Source organism: Paenibacillus sp. D9, assembly GCF_001188365.1.
Taxonomy (GTDB): domain Bacteria; phylum Bacillota; class Bacilli; order Paenibacillales; family Paenibacillaceae; genus Paenibacillus_O; species Paenibacillus_O humicus.
On record NZ_JZEJ01000001.1, the window covers coordinates 3,670,889 to 3,697,591 of the forward strand.

General features: G+C 60.5%; 21 protein-coding genes. 4 read left to right on the forward strand and 17 right to left on the reverse strand.

Annotation, left to right across the window (positions count from 1 at the left end; genetic code table 11):
* Positions 1-93 precede the first annotated feature (93 nt).
* From VE23_RS16475 to VE23_RS16485, 3 genes are read right to left on the reverse strand one after another with little or no spacing between them, the layout of a single operon-like run.
* Positions 94-2,313, reverse strand: a complete 2,220-nt coding sequence (locus VE23_RS16475) for a carbohydrate-binding domain-containing protein (RefSeq protein WP_069202489.1) — start codon at positions 2,311-2,313, stop codon at positions 94-96.
* 20 nt (positions 2,314-2,333) lie between these two features.
* Positions 2,334-3,014: a DUF4956 domain-containing protein gene (locus VE23_RS16480; protein WP_048745318.1), complete on the reverse strand. Its 681-nt coding sequence runs from the start codon at positions 3,012-3,014 to the stop codon at positions 2,334-2,336.
* Positions 3,011-3,760 (reverse strand): polyphosphate polymerase domain-containing protein, encoded by a 750-nt coding sequence (locus tag VE23_RS16485; RefSeq protein WP_049868597.1) that lies wholly within the window; start codon positions 3,758-3,760, stop codon positions 3,011-3,013. The genes VE23_RS16480 and VE23_RS16485 overlap by 4 nt, the downstream gene beginning before the upstream one ends.
* A gap of 293 nt (positions 3,761-4,053) precedes the next feature.
* Between VE23_RS16485 and VE23_RS16490 the strand changes: the two genes are divergently transcribed.
* Entirely contained in the window at positions 4,054-4,731 is a 678-nt protein-coding gene (locus VE23_RS16490) for a response regulator transcription factor (protein ID WP_021880299.1), read from the forward strand.
* A complete protein-coding gene (locus VE23_RS16495) occupies positions 4,731-6,002 on the forward strand; it encodes a sensor histidine kinase (protein WP_049869773.1) in 1,272 nt (423 codons plus the stop codon). Before VE23_RS16490 ends, VE23_RS16495 begins: the two co-directional genes overlap by 1 nt.
* A 158-nt stretch (positions 6,003-6,160) precedes the next feature.
* Here VE23_RS16495 and VE23_RS16500 read toward each other — a convergent pair whose 3' ends face one another.
* Positions 6,161-6,649, reverse strand: a complete 489-nt coding sequence (locus VE23_RS16500) for a pyridoxamine 5'-phosphate oxidase family protein (RefSeq protein WP_049869774.1) — start codon at positions 6,647-6,649, stop codon at positions 6,161-6,163.
* Between the two features lie 221 nt (positions 6,650-6,870).
* Here VE23_RS16500 and VE23_RS16505 point away from each other — a divergent pair, with 221 nt between their 5' ends.
* Positions 6,871-9,267: a 5'-nucleotidase C-terminal domain-containing protein gene (locus VE23_RS16505; RefSeq protein WP_442950548.1), complete on the forward strand. Its 2,397-nt coding sequence runs from the start codon at positions 6,871-6,873 to the stop codon at positions 9,265-9,267.
* A gap of 451 nt (positions 9,268-9,718) precedes the next feature.
* Here VE23_RS16505 and VE23_RS25490 read toward each other — a convergent pair whose 3' ends face one another.
* Entirely contained in the window at positions 9,719-9,886 is a 168-nt protein-coding gene (locus VE23_RS25490; RefSeq protein WP_021880303.1) for a CxxH/CxxC protein, read from the reverse strand.
* Between the two features lie 166 nt (positions 9,887-10,052).
* The gene (locus tag VE23_RS16515; RefSeq protein ID WP_049868600.1) at positions 10,053-11,426 is read right to left on the reverse strand and encodes a S1C family serine protease; all 1,374 of its coding nucleotides are present in this window, start codon (positions 11,424-11,426) and stop codon (positions 10,053-10,055) included.
* 231 nt (positions 11,427-11,657) lie between these two features.
* Between VE23_RS16515 and VE23_RS16520 the strand changes: the two genes are divergently transcribed.
* Positions 11,658-11,909, forward strand: a complete 252-nt coding sequence (locus tag VE23_RS16520) for a hypothetical protein (RefSeq protein WP_021880305.1) — start codon at positions 11,658-11,660, stop codon at positions 11,907-11,909.
* On the opposite strand, the gene VE23_RS16525 is transcribed toward VE23_RS16520, so the two are convergent.
* The 11 genes from VE23_RS16525 to VE23_RS16575 all read right to left on the reverse strand — a co-directional run bounded on the left by VE23_RS16525 (position 11,872) and on the right by VE23_RS16575 (position 26,694).
* Positions 11,872-12,684 (reverse strand): MBL fold metallo-hydrolase, encoded by an 813-nt coding sequence (locus VE23_RS16525; RefSeq protein ID WP_048745321.1) that lies wholly within the window; start codon positions 12,682-12,684, stop codon positions 11,872-11,874. The genes VE23_RS16520 and VE23_RS16525 overlap by 38 nt on opposite strands.
* Positions 12,685-12,981: 297 nt before the next feature.
* Entirely contained in the window at positions 12,982-13,794 is an 813-nt protein-coding gene (yycI, locus tag VE23_RS16530) for a two-component system regulatory protein YycI (RefSeq protein WP_048745322.1), read from the reverse strand.
* On the reverse strand, positions 13,794-15,365 hold the full coding sequence (gene yycH / locus VE23_RS16535) for a two-component system activity regulator YycH (protein ID WP_049868601.1): 1,572 nt from the start codon (positions 15,363-15,365) through the stop codon (positions 13,794-13,796). The genes yycI and yycH overlap by 1 nt, the downstream gene beginning before the upstream one ends.
* Entirely contained in the window at positions 15,365-17,197 is a 1,833-nt protein-coding gene (gene walK, locus VE23_RS16540; protein WP_049868602.1) for a cell wall metabolism sensor histidine kinase WalK, read from the reverse strand. Before walK ends, yycH begins: the two co-directional genes overlap by 1 nt.
* Positions 17,197-17,946: a response regulator YycF gene (yycF, locus tag VE23_RS16545; RefSeq protein ID WP_048749826.1), complete on the reverse strand. Its 750-nt coding sequence runs from the start codon at positions 17,944-17,946 to the stop codon at positions 17,197-17,199. The genes walK and yycF overlap by 1 nt, the downstream gene beginning before the upstream one ends.
* Before the next feature lie 145 nt (positions 17,947-18,091).
* Positions 18,092-19,555 (reverse strand): M23 family metallopeptidase, encoded by a 1,464-nt coding sequence (locus tag VE23_RS16550; protein WP_021881642.1) that lies wholly within the window; start codon positions 19,553-19,555, stop codon positions 18,092-18,094.
* Between the two features lie 446 nt (positions 19,556-20,001).
* Positions 20,002-20,850: a hypothetical protein gene (locus VE23_RS16555; RefSeq protein WP_049868603.1), complete on the reverse strand. Its 849-nt coding sequence runs from the start codon at positions 20,848-20,850 to the stop codon at positions 20,002-20,004.
* A 181-nt stretch (positions 20,851-21,031) separates the two neighbouring features.
* Positions 21,032-22,318, reverse strand: a complete 1,287-nt coding sequence (locus tag VE23_RS16560) for an adenylosuccinate synthase (RefSeq protein ID WP_048744288.1) — start codon at positions 22,316-22,318, stop codon at positions 21,032-21,034.
* A gap of 596 nt (positions 22,319-22,914) precedes the next feature.
* Positions 22,915-24,270, reverse strand: coding sequence for a replicative DNA helicase (dnaB, locus tag VE23_RS16565; RefSeq protein WP_049868604.1), 1,356 nt, complete (start codon positions 24,268-24,270; stop codon positions 22,915-22,917).
* Positions 24,271-24,289: 19 nt separating this feature from the next.
* Positions 24,290-24,736, reverse strand: coding sequence for a 50S ribosomal protein L9 (gene rplI, locus VE23_RS16570; RefSeq protein WP_048744292.1), 447 nt, complete (start codon positions 24,734-24,736; stop codon positions 24,290-24,292).
* On the reverse strand, positions 24,733-26,694 hold the full coding sequence (locus tag VE23_RS16575; RefSeq protein ID WP_021878889.1) for a DHH family phosphoesterase: 1,962 nt from the start codon (positions 26,692-26,694) through the stop codon (positions 24,733-24,735). The genes rplI and VE23_RS16575 overlap by 4 nt, the downstream gene beginning before the upstream one ends.
* Positions 26,695-26,703: the final 9 nt, after the last annotated feature.

The window sequence follows — 26,703 nt, forward strand, 5'->3', positions numbered from 1 at the left end:
TCCGCCTGACTGTCGGCAGAGGTGCGGCTCCATAAGAGCTGGGCTCGTCCCTGGAGTTCCGCCGCGGCGCGAACGATCCTTCGCCTTCGTCTCTTAGCTGGACGCGCTGTCTCCCGAGTTGGCCGACGCTCCGGAATCGCTCTGGCCGCCCGTTCCCGGCGCTGCGCTGTCTCCCGGCGCCGTGCTCCCCGGACCGTCGCCCTGGGCAGGCGGCTGGCCGTCCTGGCCCTGGCCGGGCGCTTGCCCGCGCCCTCCGCCGCCGAAGCCTTTTCCGCCGCCGCCCCCGGGGCCGCGGCCTCCGCCGCCGCCGCCAAATCCGCTCGGCGCCGTCGTGACGCCGGACTCGTTGACATAGGTGACCTTGTCGCCGAGGGTGAAGCTCACGACCTTGGTGCCTCCGCTGTAGGCGCCGCTTTCATAGAGGCCATCCTTCTGAGCGGCGTCGGAGCTGCCGCCGGTGCTGATCGTGTAGCTTTCTCCCGCCTTCAGCTCCGGCGCCGAGATGACGATGCTCTGGATCGCCTTGGCCGGGGCGAAGGTCGCGACGGACTTGCCCGCGCTGTCGGCCAGCGTCACCAGCGTGCCGGCCTGGACTTGGGCCGGGAAGGTCATCAAGACAGCGCGCTGGGAGGAGGTCTCGGATGGCGCCTGCGCCATGCCGGAGCTGCCCGCGGCGATCAGCAAGCCTCCGGATTGCTCGAACGTGCCGTCGTAGTCAAGAGCGCCGTTGCCGTCCATCGTCGGCCCGTTCACGAGCACCGTGCCTCCGGACATCGTGATCGAGCCGTTGGAGTCGAGTCCGTCGCCAGCCGCGTCGACCGTCATATACCCGCCGCTGATGGCCAGCAGGGCGTTGCCCGCCGCCTCGCCGGGGCCTCCCATGCCTCCGCCGCCCTGGCCTGCCTCCATGCTCTCGCTGGAGCCCTCGGAGGCGTTGACGCCGTCGTCGCTGGCGACGATATGGATCTCTCCGTCCGAAATGGCGATGCTGGCGCTCTCCAGCCCTTCATAGCTGCCGGTGATGTTGATCTTCCCGCCGCTGATCGCCAGCGAAGCGTCCGCATGGATGCCGTCGTCGCCCGTCGCGATGCTGAAATCTCCCCCGGCAATGGCGACGGCGCCGTTGCTGTGAACGCCGTCATCGGCGGAATCGAGCTTGAACACGCCGCCCGCCACCGAGATGCCTGTCGATGCCTTCAGCCCCTTGGCGCTGGCCGACTCCGTACCGGCTGCCTCCGTCGTTCCCGACTCCGTGGCGCTCGGCGTCCGGGCCGACGCATCGCCGGACTGACCTTGCTGCGTGCCGTTCGGATCTTCCGGCATCGTGCCGCCCTGCCCCTGCTGTCCGCCCCACTGTGGAGGGCCTTCCTGCTGATGCGGCTCGGCATTGGCGCTGCCGCCGCCGGTGGCGACTTCGAACGAGCCCCCTTCAATCACCAGCGAGCTGGCGGCCTGAATGCCGTCGTTCTCCGACACGATGGAGAACGTTCCTCCCGCAATCGCCACATAACCTTTGTCGGCATCCGTATCGTTGGTCGACTTGATGCCGTCGCCGCCGGCCTTCACCGTAATGCTGCCGTCCTTGACCGCGGCCAGATCCTTGCCGACGAGGCCGTCGTCCTTGGACTCCACGGCGATCGTGCCGCTGACAATCTTGAGATCGTCCTTGCTCGTGATGCCGTCGTTGTTCAGCGCCGTCACGCTCAGCTTGCCCGTGCCGTTGACCGTCAGGTCATCCTTGCTGTAGATCGCCGCCGTCGGCGTGTCGTCTGCGGTCGTATAGCTGTCGGCGTACTTCTCGCCGTCGGCCGCCGCATTTTCCGTGCCTTCCTGGAGGGTGAGCACCGTCTTGCCCGCCGCCTTCACATAGATGGCGGGTCCGCTTGCATTGACGATCTCCGCGCCGTTCAGCACGATATGCACGATGCCGTCGTCCTTCGAATCGACGACAACGCCGCCCTCGAGCTTGCCGCTCAGCACATACGTCCCCGCCGCCGTAATGGTCACGGTCCCTCCATCGGCCGCGGCCCCGGAGCCCTCGACGCTGGCGCTTGCTCCGCTCAGCTTGACCGCGGTCGAGCTCGCCGCGTCCCATGCCGCGGAGATGTCGTCGTCATCGTACTTGACGACATCCGCCAGCTTGAGCCCGGCCAGCTTGGCGACGGCCGCAGCCGTATTCGCCGAGGCGTTCACGGCCGTGCCGCCGCTTGCATCGGCAGCCGAATCCGTCGAATTCGCATTGCTGCAGCCCGCAGCCACAAGCGACGACAGGAGAACCAGCGCAGCCAGCTTCGTTTGATAGGGATGTTTCATCGTCATCGACCTCTTTTCGCTTAGTATTCCTGCACGACGGGACTCATCGTGAGGGTAATGTCCAGATTGCCGTTGCGGGTGCGGACGGCATCGAGAAAGTCCTTCGGGTTCGTTTCCGGCCCCATTTTCACCGAATACACGAGTTCATACAGGCTGCCGAGCTCCGTCGTGCGCACCTTCTTGAGCTCATACCCGACGTTGAACTTGCGAAACACTTCGTGGAAAGCTTCTTCATACCCGAGATTTTCGGGAATCGTCACCTTCAAGGTTTTCATGGCTTCCTTATGGGAGCCGAAGTTCACGAATTTCAGGACGAACATGAGCCCGCACAGGATGATCGTGAACAGCACCGCGTAGCCGAGAGCCCCGACGCCGCAGGCGAGGCCTGCCGCCATGGAGAACAGGACATAGGAGATGTCCTTGGCATCGCCCGGAGCGCTGCGGAAGCGGATGATCGAGAAGGCGCCCGCAAGGCTGAAAGCCCTGGCGATATTGCTGCCGATGAGCAGGATGATGATGGCGACGATGACGGGCAGCACGATCATCGTGAGCGTGAAGCTCTGCGAGTACGCGGGCTGGGTCCTCATGTAGGTCAGGCTGATGACGGCGCCGACGGCGATGGCGATCAGGACGGTGAGCAGCGCGTGAGGCAGCGTCAGCGTCGTGTCGGTTGCTGTGGAGGCAAAGATGGATTCGATCATAAAACGATTCTCTCCCTTTCGATCTGCGGTGCGTTTGCATGGCGGATGGATTGTTTATATTCGTTGCCGTATTTGGAAAAGCTGGTGCGGTACATGCCGAGCTCCGACAGCAGCTGCGCGAGCCAGACGGGAATCGTCTTCTGTGCCTTCACTTCCATCAGCCACTGTCCCCGCTCCATCAGCTGCTCCCCGTAATCGCCCTTCTCGAGCAGCAGGTCATGCCGCCGGGAACGGATGTTCGTGTCGAACGTGATCCGCAGATCGCGGCTCTCCTTGCTGAACATTGCGATCCGGTCGTAGGCCAGATACGTCATCGGCTGCAGCTCGTACCGGCTCAGGAAATAGTCGATTTCATTCATCACCTGCCGGTTCATTCCTGGCCGCCAGACCGGCTGGCAGCCTGTCCGGACGAATTCGTAGGCTTCGCTCAGCTTCATCGCCGACCTTCTTTTGTTGACGAGGCCGAACACTTTTTTCTTGAGCTCCAGGTAGACCTTGGCGTCGCTCCCCGGCACCCCGTAAGCGCGGATGCGCAGCTTCTCCCTGTACTTCGGCTTCGAGAGGCTGGTGCGGATGAGCGAGTGATGCTCGGTATCATAGTAGAGATTGCTGATGGAGTAGAACTTGTCGTCGCGGTTGTATTCATCGAGCTCCATGTATGCCATCAGGCGGTTGTAGATGCCGTAGAAGGCTTTTGTATCCATCAAATACTTGTTTTCGTACCGGTTGAACACTTCGATCGCCACTGGGCAGCGCCCCTTTCCAAGTCATGTCGGGCGATGGCCTCGCCCCTTCATGTCTGTAGCTTAGTGGGTCAACCTTTAACGAAACTTAAACAATTGACGGAGAGGAAAAATAGAATGCTTTGACGTTCAAGGACTTTCCCTTCCACAGACCCTGCCCGTCCAGCGGAATCCGGAATTTTAGGGCTTGGGTGCATGTCCGCCCGAATGCTACGATTAAGGTTGATTAAAGGTTCGCTTCCTATAATGGGCGTGCAAGGCGGCTTGGAGAGGAAGAGACGGAGGGGACTTGGCTCATGCGCATATTGATAGTCGAAGACGAAGTGCATCTGGCAGAGGCGCTTTCTCAACTATTGAAAAAAAACCATTATTCGGTGGACGTCGTGAACGACGGCCACGCGGGACTCGATTACGCGCTCAGCGGCATCTACGATCTGCTTCTGCTGGATATCATGCTTCCCGGCATGGACGGGATGACGCTGCTCAAGGCGATCCGGGCGGAAGGCATCGCGGCGCCGGTCATCATGCTGACGGCCAAGGGCGAAGTCACGGACAAAATCTCGGGCCTGGACCATGGAGCGGACGATTACATCGCCAAGCCGTTCAACACCGACGAGCTGCTGGCCCGCATGCGGGCGGCGCTGCGGCGCAAGGGCGAGGTCGTGCCGGAGGACGGGCTGCGGTTCGGCAATATCGAGCTGAACACCTCGACGCTGAGGCTTTCCTGCCAGGGCAAGGAGCTCAAGCTCATCCTCAAGGAAAGCGAGCTGCTCGAGCTGCTCATCACGCGCAGGTCGGCCGTGACGTCCAAGGAGCAGATGATCGAGAAGCTGTGGGGCTTCGACTCCGAGGCGGAGCACAACAACGTGGAAGTGTATGTTTCGTTCCTGAGGAAAAAGCTGGCGTTCCTGGACGCATCGGTCCGCATCAATACGATCCGGGGCGTCGGGTATGTACTGGAGGCGACGGAATGATCTTCAATCGGCTGCGCAACCGGTTCCTGATGATGAACATGGTGATCATCTCGATCATCATGCTCGTCGCCTTCGGGTCCATCTACACGATCACCTATCAGAATACAAGCCATGACATCGACATGGAGCTCGGGCGCGTCTCCGATTTCTTTCATCAAGGAGGTCCCGGCCAAGGCGGCCCCGGCGGCGGCATGAAGACGCCGACGGGCGGCGGTGGCGGCAGAGGAATGAATCCGCCTCCCGAGCGCTCCGTCTCGTTCGCTCTGCGGACGGATGCGGAGTGGAACCTGCTGGCCAAGGACTCGCGCTTCGACATGGACGACGAGTTCTATGAGCTGGCCAAGGAGCGCGCCGTCGCGAATCCGGTCGAGAACGGCCGCTTTACGCTCGACGGCACCGACTGGGCGTACAGCACGCAGCGTACCGCGGAAGGCTATACCGTCGTTTACCTGGACGTGACCGCCCAGCAGAAAATTCTCACCACGATGATCTACACGTTCTCTCTGGTCGCTCTCGTCATGCTCGCCGTCATCTATTTTGTGAGCCGGTACTTCGCAGGCCGCTCCATCGCTCCGGTGCGGGAGGCGTTCGACAAGCAGAAGCGCTTCATCGCCGATGCCTCGCATGAGCTGAAGACGCCTCTGGCCGTCATCAACACCAACGCCGACGTGCTGCTCGCGAACAGCGACGACACGATCGCCGCTCAAGCCAAGTGGCTGCATCACATCAAGTCGGAAACCGAGCGCATGAAGACGCTGACGAACGACCTGCTGTACCTGACCGAGATGGAGGATGCCCGCGACCGGGTGCTCCAGGTTCCGTTCAACCTGAGCGAAGCGGTGGAAAGCGTCATTTTGACGATGGAGGCGGTCATCTACGAAAAGGACCTGGAATTCTCGTATGAGATTCAGCCCGGCCTGACTGCCGTCGGCAGCAGCGAGCAGATCCGCCAGGTCGTCATGATCCTGCTGGACAACGCCGTGAAATACACCAACAAAAAAGGCTCCATCAACGTCGAGTTGATGAAGCAGCATAACCAGATTCAGTTGAAGGTGTCCAATACCGGGGATGGAATCCCCCCCGAGCATCTGGAGAAAATATTCGACCGCTTTTACCGGGTCGACGCCTCCCGCTCCCGCAGCGGCGGCGGCTACGGGCTGGGGCTGGCGATCGCGAGGTCGATCTTGGAGCAGCATGGGGGACGGATCTGGGCGAAGAGCGAGCCCGGCAGCTCGACGTCCTTTTATTTCATGGTGCCCTCCGTTTTTTAAGCTTTCGAACATCCAAATCCAAGGCCGTCTTCCCCGTGCACAATGAGGTGGAATGACGGTGCGTAGCGCTCTCTATGACTGAATCAGAAAGCCATGCCAAAAACGCAGGAAGCGTCTCGAAAGAGCGCCTCCTGCGTTTTTTCTTTTCCATCCCTGCGTCAGTTCAATTCCACCGTCTTGTTCAAATCCATATGCTCCTGCTTGCCCGTCATCTTCTTGAACAGCTGGGTCACCATCTTGGCCTTGCTGCCGGTTTCCCAGTATTCCGCCGTCTCGGCCTTCACCTTGATCAGCACCAGATCCGGATCGTCGCTCGACATGCCGAGCAGCTTCTCGTAGGTCGGATTCCAGATCTCCTTAATCTTGGCCCGGTCGTTCACCAGCTCGGCTTCGCCGCGGACCGACACATACGATTTGCCGACGTAGGCGACGTTGACGTTGCGATTATGCTGAAGCTCCTCGAACTTGTCCGTTTCCTTTGTGGTGATGAACCACAGGTCTCCGTCGAACTCGACCTCCTGGGTCTGCATCGGACGGGACACCAGACCTTCGTCCGTTACCGTCGTGAGCATCGCGATATCGATTCCTTTGATCAGATCCCGGACCTTCTCGACAGCCTCTTGGCTTGCGGTATGTTGATTCGACATGCTGGTCACCTCATTCATTTAGTTTGATTTCCGTTGCTGCTCCGACAAGCGGATTCGGCCTGCACTCTACAAGCCTTCCCAAGTGATATCTTCTTAAACGAAATGAAGGACAGCCAAACCAGCCGTCTCCCCCGCTGCATGGAAGGATTTACATCCTTTTGGATATGCAATAGACTTTACGAGAACCTCATTTACATATTCTTAACCATTCAAAAGGAGAGATTCCTACCTTGTCCAATCCTCTCAAGCGCAGCGCCAAGCTCCTTCTCGGCCTCGCGCTGTCAGCCGCTGCTCTTGCTGCACCGCTTACGGCTCCGACCGCTCACGCGGAGGAGGCGGCAGCCGATACGACGACGATCTCGCTGCTCGGCACCTCCGACATTCACGGCCGCTTCATGCCTTGGGATTACGCCCTGGACGGTCCCAACCCCGCGGGGAGCATGACCCAGCTGTACACGATGATCAAGAAGGTGCGCGCGGAGAATCCCAATACGATTCTGCTCGACGCTGGAGACATGATCCAGGACAACTCGGCCGAGCTGTTCAACGACCAGCCGCAGTCTCCGATGATGGTCGCCATGAACGAAATGAACTATGACGCCTGGGTCATGGGCAACCATGAATTCAACTTCGGCCTCGACGTGCTGGCGAAAATTTCTTCCCAATTCCACGGCCAGCCGCTGGTCGGCAACATCTACAAGGAGAACGGCGAACGCTACATGCCGGCCTACACGATCATCGAGAGAGGCGGCGTGAAGATCGGCGTTGTCGGCATGAACACGCCTATGATCACGGAATTCGAGAAAGGAACCAACCATCTGGACGGCGTCGTCGTCAAGGATCCCGTGGAAGAGACAAAAAAAGCCATCGCCGAGCTCGACGGCAAGGTGGACGCCATCGTCGGCCTCATGCACATGGGCCTAGAGAATGAGAATGGCAAGCCCGGCACAGGCGTGAAGGACGTGGCCAATGCCAATCCGCAGCTCGCCGCCATTTTCGCCGGACATATGCATACGCTCGTCGAATCCGAGACGGTGAACGGCGTCATCATCTCGGAGCCGAACAAGTACGGCTCCCATCTGTCCCGGATCGACCTTACGTTCGAGAAGCAGGGAGACAGGATGGTGCTGAAGGAAAAGCAGGCGTTCGCGCTTCCGGTGAAGGCGGCAGACGGCACGTTCGCCGTGTCCGACCCCGGCCTCGAAGGCAAGCTGCAGCCCTTCCATGAGTTCGCCCGGGCGGATGCAAACACCATCGTGGCCCAGCTGAAAGGGATGAACATGGTCCCGGCCGACGAGATCAAGGGCATTCCGGCCGTTCAGGTCCAGGAGACGCCGCTGTCGGACTTCTTCAGCGAAGTGATGCTCCATTACAGCAAGGCGGATGTCGTCGCCCATCAGATCGACAACGACAAGGCGAAGCTCGACGTCGGCCCGATCAAGAAGAAGGACATCGCCTTCAACTATCAGTTCGCCCTCGGCGAAGTCACCGTCTACGAGGTGACCGGCAAGGATCTGAAGGACTACATGGAGTGGGCGGCAGGCTACTTCAACTCCACCCGTCCGGGCGACGTCACGGTCAGCTTCGACAAGAAGCGGCGCGCCTCCAAATACAGCACGAACGATTTCTTCGGCGGCGTGACCTATGAGATCGACCTGACCGAGCCTTACGGCAGCCGAATCAAGAATCTGGCCGATCTCAAAGGCAACCCCATCCTACCAGGCGATACGCTGAAACTAGGCATGAACGCCTACCGCATGGATGCTCTGAGAGCTCCTGGAGGAGCGCTTGCAGGCCGTACCTTCAAGCAGCTGTGGTCTTCCAAGGATGCGACCGCATTCGGCGAGGACAAGGGCACGATCCGCAACCTGTCCATTTCTTACCTGAAGGAAGTCCAGAACGGCGTGTATGAGCCGCAGCCGGCCCAGCATTGGAAAATCACCGGCGTCGATACGGCCGCTCCGGTCCGCGCCGACATCGTGGAGCTGATCAATGCCGGCATTTTGCCGGTCCCTGCGACGGATGACGGCAAGTATACGAATGTGGCCTCCATCAACGTCCGGGATGCCGTCAGCGCGGATGAAATCGCCCAGCTGTCCGCCAAAGCGGGCGTGAGCAAAGCTCTGTTCGAAGGGCTGAAAACCAAAGGCGAGTTCTATCAAAGCCTGAACAAAGCGCGGAAGGATGCCGCGAGTCCGGCTCCGACCAACCCGCCTGTCGTTCCGTCCGTCTCGCCGACGCCTTCTCCGGTGAATCCCGCGACTCCGGCTCCGACGGCTACGGCGGCTCCTAGTCCGGCGACTCCGACTCCGACGGCTGCAGCGACTCCGGCTCCGACTCCGGCGGCTACAGCAGCTCCGGCTCCGAAACCTCCACTTGCGGTAAAACCGGGCAAGCCGGCAACGGTGAAGCCAGCCCCATCACTTCAGAAGAAAGCCAAGGTGACCGCCGCTTTCCTGAACGTGCGCGCCCAGGCGTCCTCGAAGGCGAAGATTTTGGCCACGGTGCCAAAAGGTACGGTGTTCACCGTTACGGGCTGGAAGCAGGGCTGGATCGAGGTAAGCTACAAAGGAAACAAAGCTTACGTATACGGCAAGTACGTCGCCGTCATCAAGTAAATCGGTAGGATTCAAAAAGGCTGCCCCCTAGGGCAGCCTTTTCTCATGCAAGGAGGGTCTATCCGCGACGATCACAGCCTGCAAAACGCATGGAAGGAACTTGCCTTTCAAGCAATCCATCTTCCGGGCGCTTATCTCTGCCTCAGCCGCTCTAGGCATAGGCCGAATAGCCGTTACCTTATCCATCGCCGCTGCTTGACCATGAGCGGCTTCAATCGCATCTCCCGCTATATCGGTGAATATGTGGATAAACCCGTTCATAAACTCGCCGTCTCGAATATCCACATGTGGATATCTCCTTAACTCAAGCTGCCTCTCTTATCCACAGCCGGACTCTGGTTGGATTCCATCGCCATCCACAGAAAAAAGCCTCTCTCCCGCCTGGGGAAAGAAGCTCTTCGGAACGTCCCGCCCTGCCGGCAGTCCGTGCGGCCTTACAATCTCATCCGGATTATACGATCAAGAATTCCGCTTTCTCTTCGCACAAGTCACATTTCACCGGCGGGTCCCAATTCGCAAAATGCGTTTCATTCAGATTCACCATATCCGGCGCATCCTCGTACTCATCCACGAACTTGTCCAAAGCCAGCTCAATATGCTCCTTGCACACGCAATACATTCGATGACCTACCCCGCTTCGTATCTTGTAAGTTTACCTTCGTCCCTACCATTGTACCACATCCCCGGCAGAGGCATTCAATCCCCTGCTTCCGGGAAATAAAAGAAAATCCGGCCTGCAGGCTGCAAGCCGGATCGATCCCTCGTTCTCTATCGCTCCAATCACGCTACTCGTCGTCGTCCGCCTTGTCCTGGAGCTTGAACGTGACGCTCTCCTGCTTGGAGTCGCGATAGAACGTCACCTTGATCTTGTCGCCGATCTGCTTCTTGCCGTACAGGTACTTGCGCAGCTCCATCGTGCTGCTGATCGGCTGATCGTCCAGCTGCACGATGACGTCGTTGAACTGCAGCCCCGCATCCAGGGCGGGACCGACCGATTCCAGGACGATGACGCCCTTTTTCACCTCGGCGGGAAGCTTCGGACCGGAGCCCTCTGCCTCGCCGTCCGATCCCTGCGCGGAGCCTTTGCTGCCCGGCAGGCTCTGCTGTGCGAAGTAGGAAGCCAGATCCAGCGTGTAGACGCCGAGATACGGACGCGGAACCTTGCCGCTTGCCATCAGCTGGTCGACGATCGGAATGACGTTGTTGACCGGAATCGCGAAACCGACCCCTTCAACCCCGACATCCGCGATCTTCATGCTGTTGATGCCGATTACTTTGCCCTGCATGTCGATGAGCGGACCGCCGCTGTTGCCCTGATTGATGGAAGCATCGGTCTGGATGACCTCCTGCTCCCAATCGTAATTGCCGTCCTGGCTCAGCGAGACGGGAATGATCTGCTTCGTCTTGCTGACGATGCCCATGGACAGGGAGTCGCCGAGGCCGAGGGGGTTGCCGATCGCCATGACCATCTCTCCGGACTGGAGCTTGGAGGAATCGCCGAGCTCCGCCACGATGTCGATGCCCTTGCCGTCGATCTCCAGCACAGCCAGATCCGTAATGTAGTCGCTGCCCACCAGCTTGGCGGGACGCGATTCGCCGTTGATACGGACGGCCTTCAACGCCGATGCGCCTTCCACGACGTGGTTGTTCGTGATGATGTACGCCTTGCCGTCCTTCTTGGCGAAGATGACGCCGCTGCCGACGCTGGCCGGCTGCAGCTCGCCTTCCGGCGCGTCCTCTGCCTGGCCTTCCGGCGTATCCGGCTGCATCGCGCTGCCCCCGTCTGCATTGTCCGCAGACCCGCTGCCGCTCTGGCTGCGGTCGGGAGCCGCCTGCTCGTTGACGATGCTGACGACGGCCGGGCGCACCTTGGCGGATGCGGCGACGGTCTGCTGGATCGCGTCGCCGGGAGCGACCAGTCCGGCCGCTGGCGGCGATGCCGCTTCGCTGACGGCGGCAGCCTGAGTGCCGCCGCTGCCGATGGCAAGCGTCAGCACCAGGACGATGACGGCCCCGCTGGCGGCCGATACGGCGACGAGCCGGCCCGCTCCCCAGCTTCTGCGGCTGCGCAGCGGGAACCCGGAGATTGGCTTGCGGTTTTTTTTGCTTGTGCGCCGGGATACTGCTGTCGAATAAAACTCATCGTCGAACAATCCCACTGTAACCCGCTCCTCCCGTGATATGCGCACGCGGTAACTGCCATATAGTTAAGCATACGTGCCTGCCTGATTTTCAACTACAGGATGTTTTTTCTCTACTTGGAATGATTTCGGAAGATTCGTCTAGAATAATAATAGAGAGCCGGTCTGCCTGTTACCTATTCAACGACCTCAAGGCACCGAATGTTGCAGGTCCGCTCCAATCTTGGTCAAAGGAAGAGTGATTCCGACATGGATATCAAGCTTGTTCAACCGCCGGCTGGAGTCCCTAACGCCTGGGACCAGGTAACCCTGCACGCCAAGATGGGAGATCTGGCCGACAACCAGTACCGCACCCTCCTCGCGCTGAGCGCCATGCTGGAGCTGCTCGTCGAGAAGGGCCTGCTTACCCGGCAGGAGCTGGAGGCCAAGTCGGCTCAGCTGGAAGCCGCGGACAACGAGCCGCTCAAAGCGCTTTCCGCTTTATTTGATCCCATGGAGTAGGCTGGTCGGGATACGTTCCGCGCAGCGGATGCTCGTCCTGCCGGAAGAAATGTCCCTTGTCCTCCATGACCTGGTTGACCGTCAGCCTGGCCAGGTCCGGCATGTTGTGGTTCAAGCTGAGATGAGCCAGGTATACCCGCCTCGTCCGGTCCGTCATGAGCTCGCACAGCGCCTCTCCGGCGGCCTCGTTGGACAAATGGCCGATATCGCTGAGAATCCGGCGCTTGATGTTCCATGGGTACCGGCCCATGCGCAGCATCTCCGGATCATGGTTCGATTCCAGGACGAGCACGTCGGAATCGATGATGTTGCGGCGGACGATGTCGCTGACATAACCGAGGTCCGTCGCCAGACTGAGCTTGTAGCCGTCATCCGTGAACGTATAGCCGACCGGCTCGGCCGCGTCGTGGGAGATCGGATACGAGCGCACTCCCATGCTGCCGAACCGGATCTCCTCGCCGGTGCCCATCACGATGCGCCTCTCTTGCGGGACGTTGCCCGCATGCCGCTCCAGAGCCGCCCAGGTCGCCTCGTTGGCGTATACAGGCAGCTCATATTTGCGCGCCAGCGCGTTCAATCCCTTGATATGGTCCGAATGCTCGTGCGTGATCATCAGCGCGTCCACGTCATGCCCTGTCACGCCTTGAAGATACATGAGCTCCTCCAGCTTCTTGAGGCTGAGCCCCGCATCCACCATCACCGTCTTGTCCCCGCTCTGCACCAGCGTCGCATTGCCCGTCGAACCGCTCGCCAGCACAGTGAATCTGAATTCCATTCCGCATGTTCCTTCCTTACGCTCCAGGCGTTGCTCCTGCAGGCCTATCCGCTCTATCGCATGAAGCAGACGGCTTCATGCCGCTGCAGAGCCTCTCGGCTCGCCATTTCACTATGAAAACCTATTGTACCATACCAATGACGGCATGCCTTTCCAAGGAAAAGAAAATTCCGGCCGAAAGGAATGTGCGTCCCGGCGAAAGCCCCTTGGCCTCCCATGCTTCGCGGGATGCCGGTCCTCGTGCCGCGGCCGCCGTTGGCGCCAGCCATAACGCCTTGTCCAGAGGCGGCCGCCTCTCTATTTGCCGGTGCCCGGCGAGGAAGGCGGCTGCGGCTGAGCCGCGTCCGTCAGCACCTCTCCGCTGTACGCCTGAAGGTAGATGACGCTGCCGTCCTCCATCAGAATTCTCCAGGACGGCGTGGATACCTGCGTCTCGGAGTCGAACAGCTGGCCTTCCTTGTAGCCGAGCCGAATTTCCTTGATGACGGCATGCTCGGGAACGTAGCGCTCGATGATTTCCGTGCGGATGACCTTGGAGGCGGGCAGGACGGACTGCGGCGGGCTCTGCTGCTCCGAGGGGAGCAGCTCGATCCGCTGCTGCCGGTAGCCGGTAATCCGCTGATTGCTGTAATAGAGCTCCAGCCGGACGTTGAACATCGGCCTTCCTTCCGCCATCCGGTACAGCACGAACTTGCGGTCGTCATATACCGCCGTGTCCAGATCGTATTTGCCGATTTCGGGAATGACGCCTCCCAGAGCCTTGCTCAGCTCCTTGGGGTCGAACACGACGCGGCTGTCTACGGGGGTCTGAAGCTCCGTGATCTCGCCGCCCTGCGCCTCTCCCCCAGAGGCGTCTCCATTCTGCTCGTCCGCATCCATGTCTACATAACGATAGGTCAGGTTTTGCAGCTCCGGCGTTTCCTTCGGAATGCCGCCTGTCAGCTCGATGCCTTTGCTCTTCATCGCTGCCAGCGTGTCGGGGGACAATCCAGCCACCGTATTGTTCGGCTGCAGCCGCTCGCGCACATCCATCCAGAGCTGATAGCCGAGCAGCATGTTGAGCAGCAGAAAAGCTAGAATCAGAACGCTTTTCGCCCTTCCCCAATCCATCAGCCGCTTCCCCCTTTCCCGGCGCCGGCAGCGGGATCCGCGGCCGCGCCGCCATCAGCGGTGCTGCCGCTTGCCAGCGGACCCTGGAGCCCTTCGGAGCTGCCCGGGGATGGCGTCGGGCTGGGGGTCGGCGTCGGCGCAGCCGCCGAGAGATCGGTTCTCGTTAGATCCGATCCGTCGTAGCTCTCCGCGAGCGGCCCGATCAGCGTCTGCTCCGTGCCGTCCTTGAGACGGACGGCCCACACCGGGGTGAACCGGATGCTGCCTTCATCGGCTCGATACGCCTTCACCGCCGGGTACAAGGAACGAATCTCCGAACGGCGCTCATACCCCGAGATCGCGGCCTCCAGCGAGCTTCCGCCGGGCAGCCAGCGCACCGCCTTGCGTGTCGGCGAGCCGCTGAGGGTGATCAGCGAGCGCTCATAAGCGGTGACATTCCCTTGCTGGACCGTCAGTTGAATATAGCCGAAGCGGAACTCCGGCGACGGAACGATCGGCAGAATCCGGTTCTCCCCGAAACGGAAGTACTGGCGGAACAGCAGGAAATGCTGATCCGCTCCGGCGCTTGAGCCGTTCGCCGCGCCGCTACCGCCCGGCTGAGGCGTGCGGTCCGGCCTTCGGGGCTCGGTCATCCCCTCGAGCTGATGCAGGCCGTCCCAGCCGCCATGCTGGTTGACGAACAGCACCGAGCTTGAGATGCTGCCGGCCGGAGTCGTCCGGCTTGCGCCCGTCCCGGCTCCGCTGAGCGGCGCGGCCGGATCCGTATAGCTGATCCACTGCCCGTCCTGCTCGACCTGCAGCGTCCGCTTGCCGTCCGTATACACCTGCGAGCCCGTCCGGTCTTTGCGGCTGCGCGTCATGCCGGGGTCGAAGAACAAATTGCGCTGCAGCAGATCCGGTGAGTACGTCTGGTAATTCGTCTCCGCCTCGGCCGCTTCAACCGGCTGCTGCGGCAGGTAGACGCCGTAGATATTAGGCTTGTAGGGAGTCCAATATTCGCCGAGGCCGACATCATCCTCCACATCCCGCACGGTCAAGTCGGCTTGAGTCGCCTCATACGCTGCGCTGCCGTCGGTGCTGAAGAAGAACGTCCTCACTTCCTCGCTGCCGGCGCTGCGGAAGATCCAGATCCGGTCGATCGTGTCCGACTGGAAGGTGCCGTCGCTGCTTTCCAGCTGAAGCATGCGCGAGAGCAGCTGAACCGGAAGCCCGCTGCCGAGCCTCAGCTCGATGCCGAGGTTGCGGTCGCGGATTTCCAGCCAGTTCACGATCTCGGCGCTCGTCCGCTGGAAGCCGCCGAACTGGCGGCCCTTCAATTTGCTCATGATCAGGCTGTAGAAAGGGAGATCGCCCGGATTGAGCACCGTATGGTTGCCGTTGCCGAAATGCAGGATCATCTGCTCAGGGAACAGCACGTCCTCGGTTTTGCTTTCCGGTCCCATCTGCTCCGTATTGACGTAGTTCTGCGGCGTCCGCACGGCAGTTCCCGGCACGCTGTAGGAAAGCATGTAGCTCTGGACGAGGCTGAGCACGACAAGCACGGCAAGCATCCATGTTTTGGCTCTTTCCATTAGGCCGGCTCCCCCTTCTCCTGCAGTCTCGGCACGAAGAACGTCACCGTCGTGCCGACATCAAGCTCCGACTCCAGAGCCATCGACCCGCCGTGCGCCTTGATAATTTCCCGGGCAATGGACAGGCCGAGCCCCGTGCCGCCCATTTCCCTCGAGCGGGCTTTGTCGACCCGGTAGAAACGGTCGAATATCCGGCTCAGATCCCGCTTCGGAATGCCGATTCCGGAGTCCTTGACGCTGACGGCGAGCATATCTCCCTCATGCTCGCGCGCCGCCAGCTCGATCCGGCCGCCCTCCAGCGTGTATTTGATCGCATTCGACATCAGATTGTCCAGCACCTGGTCGATCTGGTCGCGGTCCAGCACGGCGGTGTGCACACCCGGCTCGACGCGGACGACGGCGCGGATTCCCTTCTTGCGCATCTGGACGGAGAATCGGTCCGCGACCTCATCCAGCATGTCCGCGATTTCCGTCTCCCGGCGCCGCAACGTCGACTGCTGGGAATCCAGCCGCGACAGATGGAGCAGATCGGAGACGAGCCGGATCATCCGCTCGGTCTCGTTGCGGATGACGCCGACAAAACGGCCGGCCAGCTCCGGCTCCGCAAGGGCGCCGTCATCAAGCGCCTCCGCATAGCTGCGGATCGTCGTCAGCGGCGTCCGCAGCTCATGGGACACATTCGCGACGAATTCCCGCCGCGACTGGTCCAGCTTCTCCTGCTCGGTAATATCCTGGAGCAGCGCGATCGTCCCCGTAATGCCGCGGCCGCGCCGGTGGATCGGACTCAGCGTCACGCGCAGCACCCAGCGCTCCTCGCCGTCCGGCGACTCCTTCACGAGCACCGCGGCCAGTCCGCGCGACCTGCGCAGCGCTTCAAGCCGCTCCTGCGGCAGCTCCAGCAGCTCCGAGAGGTTGCAGCCTTCGCATGTATCGACGCCGAGCAGCTCGATCGCCCGCTGGTTGGACACCATGACCGTGCCGTACTCGTCCGCGGCGATGACGCCGTCGCTCATGTTCGAGAGGACGGACTGCAGCTTCTCGTTCTCCTCCTCGTTGACGGAGAGAGCTTCCCGCAGCCGATGCGTCATCTCGTTGAACGCCTCGCTGAGGCGGCCGATCTCGTCGTCGGCGAGCACCGGCACCTGCTGGTCGAAGCGTCCTTCCGCCACGGCCTCCGCCTGGCGGGTCAGCCCTTTGATCGGGCTGGTGATCGTATGCGCCAGCACGACGCCAAGCACGCCCGTGAGGCCGAGCGCAATCAGCGTGCCGGAGACGAAGATCCGGTTGACGCGGTCGACCGTAGCGTTGACCTCGGTCATCTGAGCGACGATGTAGACCGCCCCGACGATCCGGTTGTCGGAGGATTTGATCGGCTGCGTGATGATCTTTTTGCGCACGTTGTCCTCGTCGAGGATGTCCTGCTCGTTGTCGGGAATGCCCTGCAGCGCCTGGCTGACCATCAGGGAGGTGTTTTTCTTCCCTATGTAGCCGCTGTAGGCATCCGACGCCGCCAGCACGCGGCCGCTGGCGTCGAGCACCTGCAGCTCCGAGCCGCTGCGGCTGAACAGGCTGTTGACGTATTCCGACAGGGACGAGGCTTCCTTGCCGCTGTCGGCGGGCGCGGCCAGGCTCTCCTCCGTCAGCTTGTCCGCCGCCAGCACGGCCAGAGCGCGCGCCTGATCGTTCAGGCTGTTCGTGAACGTCTCGGTCAGCGACGTCTTCACCGAGCTGACGAAATACACCGCGATCACCTGCATGGAGATCAGGATGAGCAGCATGTAGATCGCGATCAGCTTGACCTGGATCGTGCTGAACCAGCGGCGCCCCTTCATCAGCCGCCGAAGCCGCCGTGCTTCGGATTGCGCATGAGGTAGCCCAGTCCGCGGCGGGTCAGAATGTATTCCGGACGGCTCGGGTCATCCTCGATCTTCTCCCGGAGCCGGCGGATCGTCACATCCACGGTGCGGACGTCGCCGAAATACTCGAAGCCCCACACCGCCTGCAGCAGATGCTCGCGGGTCATGACCTTGCCGCTGTGGCGCGCGAGGTAATAGACCAGCTCATACTCCCGGTGCGTCAGATCGAGCGGCTGGCCGTCCTTGTAGACGACGTACATATCCGTATCGATGAACAGGTTGAACAGCTTCAAGCCCTGCTGCTCTTCCCCTCCTTCTTCCTTGCTTCCCGGACTCGTCCCGGAGGAAGCCTCCTGGATTTTCTGCGTGCGACGCAGATGGGCCTTCACCCGCGCGAGCAGCTCGCGCGTCCCGAACGGCTTGGTCACATAGTCGTCCGCGCCAAGCTCAAGCCCGAGCACCTTGTCGATCTCCGTATCCTTCGCGGTCAGCATGATGATCGGCGTCTGCAGGCGCGTACGCACCTCGCGGCATACATCCATGCCGTCCTTCACCGGCAGCATCAAATCCAGCAGAATCAGATCCGGCTGCTCCTCGAATGCCATGCGCACCGCTTCGCCGCCGTCGAAGGCGCAGATGACCTCGTAGCCTTCCTTCTCCAGGTTGAATTTCAATATATCCGCGATGGGACGCTCGTCGTCCACCACCAGTATTTTGCCGTGCATTCCCGTCACCGCCTGCCTCTTGGACTGTTGATTCCGTTACCTTCTAGTTTACCATAAAAGAGCACGGGCACGCCTTGCATGGCCGTCTCGTCCGCAACGAAAAACACCCGGATAACCCTTGCGGGCATCCGGATGCTGTAGCTTGTTATAAGAATTTGAGCGGATTTTGCAGCGCTCCGTTCTTGTAGATCTCGAAATGAAGATGAGTGCCGAAGGAATGGCCCGTATTGCCCATGACCCCGATGGCCTGGCCGCGGTCGACGACCTGGCCGGTGCGCACCGACAGCTTGCTCATATGTCCGTACAGCGTCTTGTAGCCGTTGCGGTGATTGATGATGATGGCATTGCCGTATCCGCTCTTCTGGCCCGCGAATTCGATGTACCCCTCGTCCGCCGCCTTGATCGTGCTGCCGCCGACGAGGTCGATGCCCTTGTGCAGCTTGCCCCAGCGGGTGCCGTACGTGCTCGTGATGCGATGGCCCGATACCGGCCAGATGAAGTCCCCGCTTCCTTCCCCGACGACGACCTTCGTGCCGCGCACGACGATTTTCGGAACGGATTTTCGGATGACGTCGATGCTGACGAGATCCTCGCTCATCTTGTAGCCGTTCTGCTTGACGACCGAATAGGTGAGCCGCTTGGAGCCCGGCTGTCCCTGCTGGATGACCTTCGACTCGCCGGCTTTCATCGTCGCTTTTTTCTGGATGATCACCTGCGGCTCGGTCGTAATGATCTCCGACTGGCTTTCCGTCGTGACGACGTTGATCGCCGGCTTTTTGACCGTCAGGTCCAGGATGTCGCCGGCCTTGATCATATCGTCTTCGATCGTCGGGTTGTTCTGATAGATGACCTCCTTGGAAATGCCGAACTTGGACGCGATGCAGCCGACGCAGTCGCCCTTGAGCACCGTATACTTCGTGTCGGTCGATGTGCCGCTCGTCAGAATGCGCTGCAGCTGGTCCTGGCCGAGGATCTCGGAAGGATCCAGCTCCGCCGCCTCATCCACCGTCACGTCCTCGGCGAATTTGACGCCGCTGATGCCGTTGGCAGGCGCGGCGGCCTTCGTCGAAGCCGACAGAGTCATGACCTTGAGGGCGCTCTTCATCCGCTGAGGAGGCGCGTATTTCCTTTGCAGCTGATCCAGCACGGTTCTGGCCGTCTCCTCGTTCTTCACGATTCCGATGACTTTGCCGTCCACCTTGACCGCCGCTCCCGTCGCCGTCGCCGTGAAGCCCTCCGCCAGCTTGTCCAAGGTCGCTTCGCTATCGGGCTTCCCCTTGTATTCCCGGACCTTCTCGTAGGAAATCGTTCCCGTATGCAGCGTCATGGTCAGGTTGGGATGCGACTCTGCGGTTTCCCGCTCCTTCTTCTTGACCATCGCGGCCACCGTGGACGGCTTGTCTACCGTCCCTACCGGCTTGCCGTCCAGAAGAACCTGGTAATATTCGTTCGTATGGGTGTTGACGTAATGGGAATAGCCCCAATAGGAGCCTCCTGCCAAAACGGCGAGCAGAAGCGCCGCCGCTCCGATCCAGCCCCATTTTTTTCGCGTTGGCCCCGGTGCGGGCCTCATATCCTTAAGCGGTTCTTGTTGGTTGTAAGCAATCACTACCGTGTCTCCTTCTTCGCATGCTCGATTGCATTTGCTTTTTTGGTCCTATGTATCTCGCCAGGTCCCGGGCAACTATGCCGCTGGGCTGAACGAGCAAGGAATCAGCAAGGGAATCGGCTTGATCAGTCAAGCAATACGGCTTCCGCCCCTAAAGGGCGCACATGCAGAGCAATCCGAACCTCTTTGCTCGGCTCCGATGGTCGAATCGAATGAAGTCAAAAAAAGACGAATGCTCCGATTGGAGAATTCGCCTTTAACTTTACCATAGGTTCATTTTAACGGACAACCGAGGCCTGGACGGTGCGAGATTAAGATTTTTTCAGAATGGCCGGCATCTTTCGGCAACAGGCGGCAGGACGCCGTTTAACCGCGGACACAATTTCGCCACTCGAATCATAACCAGTATGGTCGAGTAACACTTTGAACCACCGCTAGGATTCAATTCATATATTTTGCGGCTGGCCCGACGCTCCTCCTGCGTCATCGGAACCGGGATCGGCCGACGGCTGCGCCTGAGGAGATGCTGCGGAAGAACGATCCGGCGAGGGAGAGGGGGAGGCCGCAGCGGAGGGAGCCCCGGCAGAAAAATCCGGTGCGGATGCTCCACTGCCCAAGCTTCCAGATCCTCCGTCTCCTCCCGCTGCGGAGCTTCGCGGCATTCCGCTTCCCCCGGAAGCTCCGCTGCCCGCAGGAGGCATTCCGGACTCGCCGCCTCCACTGGCGGCGGGCGACCCGCTGCCCGCCTCCCAGGACGGGCTGGAGCCGTCGTTCGCGGCATCGCTTCCGCCCGAAGCCGGGGCCGTTCCGCCCTCGGCTTCGCCTCCCATGCTGCCGTTGCCGGCCCCGGCTGCCGGTATCCAGTCGCCGGAACCGCCGGCCTCGTCCGCGCTCCCGCTGCCTGCTGCCGGCCCGTTCCCGCTGCCATCCGCTCCAGAGCCGATACCGGACGAATCACGATCGGCATGTCCGCTGTCCGGCCTATCTCCGCCGCCTTCATTCAATGTTCCGGACGGAACGGCCCCCTGGTCTTCGCCGGAGTTGTCCGCAGGCGGCGAATCCAGCGGCGCTGTCACAGGAGCCGATGCCCCTGCGGGCTTGTCCGCTCCCCAGAGCATGCCCCAGACGCCGGACATGGACAGAGGCTGCACCTGGACGGGGACATGGAATTGCTTGAGCAGCGTCTCGACATAGCTCGTCACGATGTATCCCGTCGTCCACAGCGTCAAAAAGCTGGCCAGCAGCGCGGTCGCTGCCGTCTTGCCCAGCCAGACCGCAATCTTTTTATAGTTCATTTATGATTCCTCCCTCGACAGAACGGCTATGTTCTACCAGTATGGGCATATTCGGGAGAGGGCATTCACTAGAGTGGAAGAGAACCGACCCGGTTTCACAACGGTCGGAGGTCCTTCCGTTGAGCAGTCAACAAAAAAACACGCAGCTCCGGCTTAGCCGGACAGCTGCGTGCTCGTCTTCCTATTCGTAAATCGGACGAACCGGATTCGTCTGCTCGCGGTTGCGGCCGACGGAGAAGATCGCGATCGGGATGCCGGTCAGCTCGGATACCCGCTCCACATAGCGGCGGGTGTTCTCCGGCAGGTCGGCCAGCGTCTTGGCCCCGCTGATATCCTCGGACCATCCCGGCAGCTCCTCGTAGACGGCTTCGCATTCCGCCAGCATCTTCAGGCTGGCCGGATAGTGCTCGATGACCTCGCCGCGGAACTTGTAGCCCGTGCAGATTTTCACCGTTTCCAGGCCCGTCATGACGTCGAGGGAGTTGAGGGACAGGCCCGTGATGCCGCTGACGCGGCGGGCATGGCGCACGACGACCGTATCGAACCAGCCGACACGGCGAGGGCGGCCCGTTACCGTGCCGTATTCATGGCCGGTCTCGCGGATCTGGTCGCCGATGGCGTCATGCAGCTCCGTCGGGAACGGACCGTCGCCGACGCGGGTCGTGTAGGCTTTGGCTACGCCGATGACCTGCTGGATTTTGGAAGGGCCGACGCCGGAGCCGATGCAGACGCCGCCGGCGGTCGGATTGGACGACGTGACGTACGGGTAGGTTCCTTGGTCGATATCGAGCATGACGCCTTGAGCGCCTTCGAACAGCACGCGCTTGCCGGAATCGATGGCATCGTTCAGAACGACCGACGTGTCCGTCACGTAAGGGCGAAGACGCTCCGCATGAGCGAGGTATTCCGGCAGGATGGCGTCTGCGTCGAGCGGCTCGCCGCCATACACCTGCTGGATGACCTGGTTCTTCTCTTCTACCATCCGGCGCAGCTTGCCTTCGAACTCCTCCGCATCCATCAGATCGGCGATGCGGATGCCGGCGCGGGCCGCCTTGTCCATGTAGCAGGGGCCGATGCCCTTGCGAGTCGTGCCGATTTTATTGTCGCCTTTGCGCTCTTCCTCAAGACCGTCCAGCACGAGATGGTACGGCATGATGACATGGGCGCGGTCGCTTATTTTCAGGTTGTCCGTCGAGAACCCGTTTTCATGGATATAGTCGATTTCGTCAAGCAGCGCGGCTGGATTGATGACCATCCCGTTGCCGATGACGCAGGTCTTATTATGATTGAAGATGCCGGATGGAATCATCGTCAGCTTATACTTCTTGTTGTCGATCAGAATCGTGTGGCCGGCATTGTTTCCGCCTTGGTAACGGGCGACCACTTCCGCTCCGTCCGCCAGATAATCGGTAATTTTGCCTTTCCCTTCGTCTCCCCACTGCGTGCCGACAACAACAACTGTAGACATGATCATACCTCCGCTTTACTGCCTGAATTTACTGTCTTATGCTTCGCCGCGGAACATGCTCTCATGCAGGCGCTTTCGCACGTTACTACGTGCAAGCAGCTGGGCGGCGAAAAAAGCAGCAAACCCAGTGTACCAGCCCTGCCATGGGATGTCAACAAATAAGGCGAACGATACCATTGCAGTTTCGTTTAATGTTCGGATTTAGAGGGCATTCCTGCTTTGCCTCAAAGCATTTTGCATCACAGAGATGCCGGGGTCGGATCGACCCCGGCACAATTCCGAAGATCAGGTCAGATGCAGGCAGCGGGCTGAGCCATTTTCCGTATTGGACCATCTAGAATCTTTAATACGGCACAAAAACTCTACGGCTTCTTGCCCGATATGAAAAAAAATCCGGACCCCCTTGCGTCCTGTGCAAGCAACGCCGGTTATCCGGAAGGTTTAATCGCCTGATCGAACCCGCAAGCCTATGACGCTGGCTCGTGGGTTCGCCTGATCGAACCCGCAAGCCTATGACGCTGGCTCGGGGGTTCGCCTGATCGACCCCGAAAGCCTATGACGCGGGCTGGGGGGTCCGCCTGATCAACCCCAAAAGCCTATGACGCTGGCTCGTGGGTTCGATCCAAGCTGACAAATTTATTAAAATTTTTCAAGAAAGCGAGCTCCACCGTTCCGACCGGACCGTTACGCTGCTTGGCGATGATGATCTCGATGATGTTCTTTTTCTCGGTTTCCTTGTCGTAGTAATCATCCCGGTACAGGAACGCGACGATGTCGGCATCCTGCTCGATCGATCCGGATTCCCGCAAGTCGCTCATCATCGGACGCTTGTCCTGCCGCTGCTCGACGCCCCGGCTGAGCTGGGACAGGGCGATGACGGGAACCTCGAGCTCCCTCGCGATCTGCTTGAGCGTACGCGAGATTTCGGAGACCTCCTGCTGGCGGTTCTCGCCCGACTTCCCGCGTCCCTGGATCAGCTGCAGGTAGTCGATCAGAATCATCCCGAGGTTGCGCTCCTTCTTCAGGCGTCGGCATTTGGCCCGGATATCGCTGACGGTAATGCCCGGCGTGTCGTCGATATAGATCTCCGCTTCGGACAGCGCGCCGATCGCCATCGTGAGCTTCTCCCAGTCGTCGCCTTCGAGGAAGCCCGTCCGCATGCGGCCGGCGTCGACGTTGGATTCTGCGCATACCATACGCTGGACGAGCTGGGCCGCGCTCATCTCGAGACTGAAGATGGCGACCGTCTCGCGCGAGCGCACGCCTACGTTCTGGGCAATGTTCAGAGCGAATGCCGTCTTGCCGACCGAAGGGCGCGCCGCAACGATAATAAGGTCGTTGCGCTGGAAGCCGCTCGTCATCTTGTCGAGATCGACAAAGCCCGATGGAATGCCGGTGGAACCGCCTTTGTTCGTATACAGAAACTCTACGCGTTCAAAAACTTCCATCAATACGTCGCGGATGGAGACGAAGCCGCTGCTGGAGCGCCGGTTGGCGATCTCCATGATGCGCGATTCCGCCTCGCTCAGCATGAGCCCGATATCGTCGGAAGCTCCATAGCCGTCGGAGACGATCGTCGTCGCCGTGCGGATCAGACGCCGCAGCATCGATTTCTCTTCGACGATCTGGGCGTAGTACTCCACGTTGGCGGCGGTCGGAACGACCGTGGCCAGCTTGGCCAAATAGCTGACGCCTCCGACCTCGTCGAGCTGCTGCCGGTCGCTGAGATACGCCGTCAGCGTGACGAGGTCGATCGGCTGGTTGTTCTCGCCCAGCTCGATCATCGCTTCGAACACGATCTGATGCTGGTTCAAGTAGAAATCTTCGGGACGGATTTTCTCCATCGCCGTGATCAGAGCTTCCGCCTGCAGCAGGACGGCGCCAAGCACCGCCTGCTCGGCTTCCGTATTCTGCGGGGGAACCCGGTCAAACATCAATCCGTCCTGGCTCATCCCCGTAGTCCCTCCGTTCTCATTCTTCCGCCGCCTGCACCTTCAGCTTGCCCTTCACCTGAGGGTGCAGCTTGACGTCCAGATTGCTGAATCCGAGCGCCCGAATCGGCTCCTGGAGCTCGATCTTGCGCTTGTCGATCTTGATGCCTTCCTGCTTCTCCAGCGCTTCGGCAATCTGCTTCGTCGTGATGGCTCCGAACAGGCGGCCGCCTTCCCCGGCTTTGGTCCGCACGACGATCGTCAGCGTTTCCAGCTTCGCGGCCAGCGCCTCGGCATCCGCTTTCTCCTGAGCCTTGCGCTTGTCTTCCGACGCCTTCTGCATTTCCAGATTCTTGATGTTGCCTGCTTCAGCCGGCTTTACGAGCCCTTTCGGGAGCAGGAAATTGCGTACGTAGCCTTCCGACACTTCCTTGATTTCGCCGCGCTTGCCTTGGCCTTTTACGTCCTGCAGGAATATGACTTTCATTCGAACAACTCCTCTTCCTCATTCATTTGGCTCAGCACAGCCCTGAGCTTGGCTTCCACCTCGCGCACGGAACCGTCCATCTGGCAGGCGGCATTCGTGAGATGCCCGCCGCCGCCCATCCGCTCCATGACGACCTGTACGTTCATCTGGCCGAGCGACCTCGCGCTGATGCCGACAAGTCCGTCCTGGCGCTCCGCAATGACGAAGGACGCATAAACGCCCGTCATGTTCAGCAGCGTATCGGCCGACTGCGCGATCAGCAGCTGGGAGTAGCGCTGGCCCGGCTCCGTTACCGCGAGGGCGATGTGTTCATGCACGATCTCGGCATGCTTGATGATATCGGCTTTCTTCAAATACTCTTCCAAATCTTCCTTCAGCATCCGCTGCACCATCGAGGTATCGGCGCCGTTGCGGCGCAGGAACGAGGCCGCCTCGAACGTGCGGGCTCCCGTGCGCAGCGCGAAGCTCTTCGTATCGACCGTGATGCCGGCGAGCAGAGACGTCGCTTCGCGGATGTCGAGCACGAGCCGGTCGTGAATATACTGAAGCAACTCCGTCACGAGCTCGCAAGCCGATGAAGCATACGGCTCCATGTAGATCAGCACCGCGTTCGGGATGAACTCCTCTCCGCGGCGGTGATGGTCGACGACGACGATCCGGCCAGTCTGGCTGAGGATGCGCGGCTCCTTGATCATCGACGCCTTGTGCGTGTCCACGACGACGACCAGCGTACGGGCATCGACGAGCCCAAGGCTCTGCTCCGGCGAGATGAAGCGGCGGTACAGACGCTCGTCTTCCTTGAGCAGCTCCATCATCTTCTGGATGGACGGGTTGATGCCCTCCAGGACGATGAACGCTTCCTTGCCGAGATGCTGCGCTGCCTTGGCGACGCCGATCGCAGCGCCGATGGCATCCATATCCGGCATCTTGTGGCCGACAATGACGACCTTCTCGCTCTCGCGGATCATATCGCGCAGCGCATGAGCGATGACCCTTGCCCGCACGCGGGTCCGCTTCTCGACCGCGTTGGATTTGCCGCCGTAGAAGCTCTGCCGCTCTCCCACCTTCACGGCCGCCTGGTCGCCTCCGCGTCCAAGCGCCATGTCCAGGCTGATCTGAGCCCATTGGCCAAGCTCCGATATGCTCGAAGCCCCCGCCGCGAAGCCGATGCTGAGCGTCATCGGAATCTTGAGATCTCCGGTCATCTCCCGAACTTCGTCCAGGATGATGAATTTGGACAGCTCCAGCTGCCGCAGCGCCTTCTGGTCGGTAATGAGCAGGAACCGGTCGGAGTTGAGCCGCTTGATATACAGGTTCTCCTGCTGCGACCATTCCGTGATTTCCGTCGTGACACGGGACAGCAGCGTCGTCCTCTGCTGATCGTCCATCGACTGCGACACCTCGTCGAGGTTGTCGATGAACACGATTCCGAGCGCGAGCTTCTCTTCTTCATAAGCCTTGGACAGCTGCCACATCTCTGTGATTTCGCGGATGTACAGAAGCTTGTCGCCCGGCTTGAACAGCAGCTCGTAAATATCGGCGCCGACGGCGACCTCCATCTTGCCCGGCCTATCCTTCGCCTGGGCGAGCGCGGGGAACAGATCGAGCAGCGGAACGCCGACAACCGAATCCCGGTCCATCATGTCCGCGACAAAAGGATTATGCCACTCTACGATACGATCGTCATTGAATAGAATGATGCCGAAAGGCAGCTCGTTGATGACTTCGCTGCCGACTTTTTTGACACGGTAGGACAAGGTGCCCAAATATTTCTTGAGATCCTTGCGGAAAGCCTTCTCCGCCAGGAAGATATAGACGCCGCAGAGGATCGTGAGGACGAACGCGGCCGCGCCAAGCGGCCACTCGAACCAGAACAAGGCCGCCGACAACGCAATCATGAGGACGAGAGCCAGCACCATATGGGTCCCGTGCCAGCGCTTAAGAAGCAACTTCGGCATAGTACACGC

Bases quoted from the DNA above. Each gene is read 5' to 3' on its own strand.
- VE23_RS16575 (WP_021878889.1), bottom strand. From the start codon at position 26,694: ATGCCGAAGTTGCTTCTTAAGCGCTGGCACGGGACCCATATGGTGCTG.
- rplI (WP_048744292.1), bottom strand. From the start codon at position 24,736: ATGAAAGTCATATTCCTGCAGGACGTAAAAGGCCAAGGCAAGCGCGGC.
- VE23_RS16475 (WP_069202489.1), bottom strand. From the start codon at position 2,313: ATGAAACATCCCTATCAAACGAAGCTGGCTGCGCTGGTTCTCCTGTCG.
- VE23_RS16520 (WP_021880305.1), top strand. From the start codon at position 11,658: ATGGATATCAAGCTTGTTCAACCGCCGGCTGGAGTCCCTAACGCCTGG.
- yycH (WP_049868601.1), bottom strand. From the start codon at position 15,365: ATGGAAAGAGCCAAAACATGGATGCTTGCCGTGCTTGTCGTGCTCAGC.
- VE23_RS25490 (WP_021880303.1), bottom strand. From the start codon at position 9,886: ATGTATTGCGTGTGCAAGGAGCATATTGAGCTGGCTTTGGACAAGTTC.
- yycF (WP_048749826.1), bottom strand. From the start codon at position 17,946: ATGCACGGCAAAATACTGGTGGTGGACGACGAGCGTCCCATCGCGGAT.
- VE23_RS16525 (WP_048745321.1), bottom strand. From the start codon at position 12,684: ATGGAATTCAGATTCACTGTGCTGGCGAGCGGTTCGACGGGCAATGCG.
- VE23_RS16490 (WP_021880299.1), top strand. From the start codon at position 4,054: ATGCGCATATTGATAGTCGAAGACGAAGTGCATCTGGCAGAGGCGCTT.
- VE23_RS16480 (WP_048745318.1), bottom strand. From the start codon at position 3,014: ATGATCGAATCCATCTTTGCCTCCACAGCAACCGACACGACGCTGACG.
- VE23_RS16555 (WP_049868603.1), bottom strand. From the start codon at position 20,850: ATGAACTATAAAAAGATTGCGGTCTGGCTGGGCAAGACGGCAGCGACC.
- VE23_RS16560 (WP_048744288.1), bottom strand. From the start codon at position 22,318: ATGTCTACAGTTGTTGTTGTCGGCACGCAGTGGGGAGACGAAGGGAAA.
- VE23_RS16500 (WP_049869774.1), bottom strand. From the start codon at position 6,649: ATGTCGAATCAACATACCGCAAGCCAAGAGGCTGTCGAGAAGGTCCGG.
- yycI (WP_048745322.1), bottom strand. From the start codon at position 13,794: ATGGATTGGGGAAGGGCGAAAAGCGTTCTGATTCTAGCTTTTCTGCTG.
- walK (WP_049868602.1), bottom strand. From the start codon at position 17,197: ATGAAGGGGCGCCGCTGGTTCAGCACGATCCAGGTCAAGCTGATCGCG.
- dnaB (WP_049868604.1), bottom strand. From the start codon at position 24,270: ATGAGCCAGGACGGATTGATGTTTGACCGGGTTCCCCCGCAGAATACG.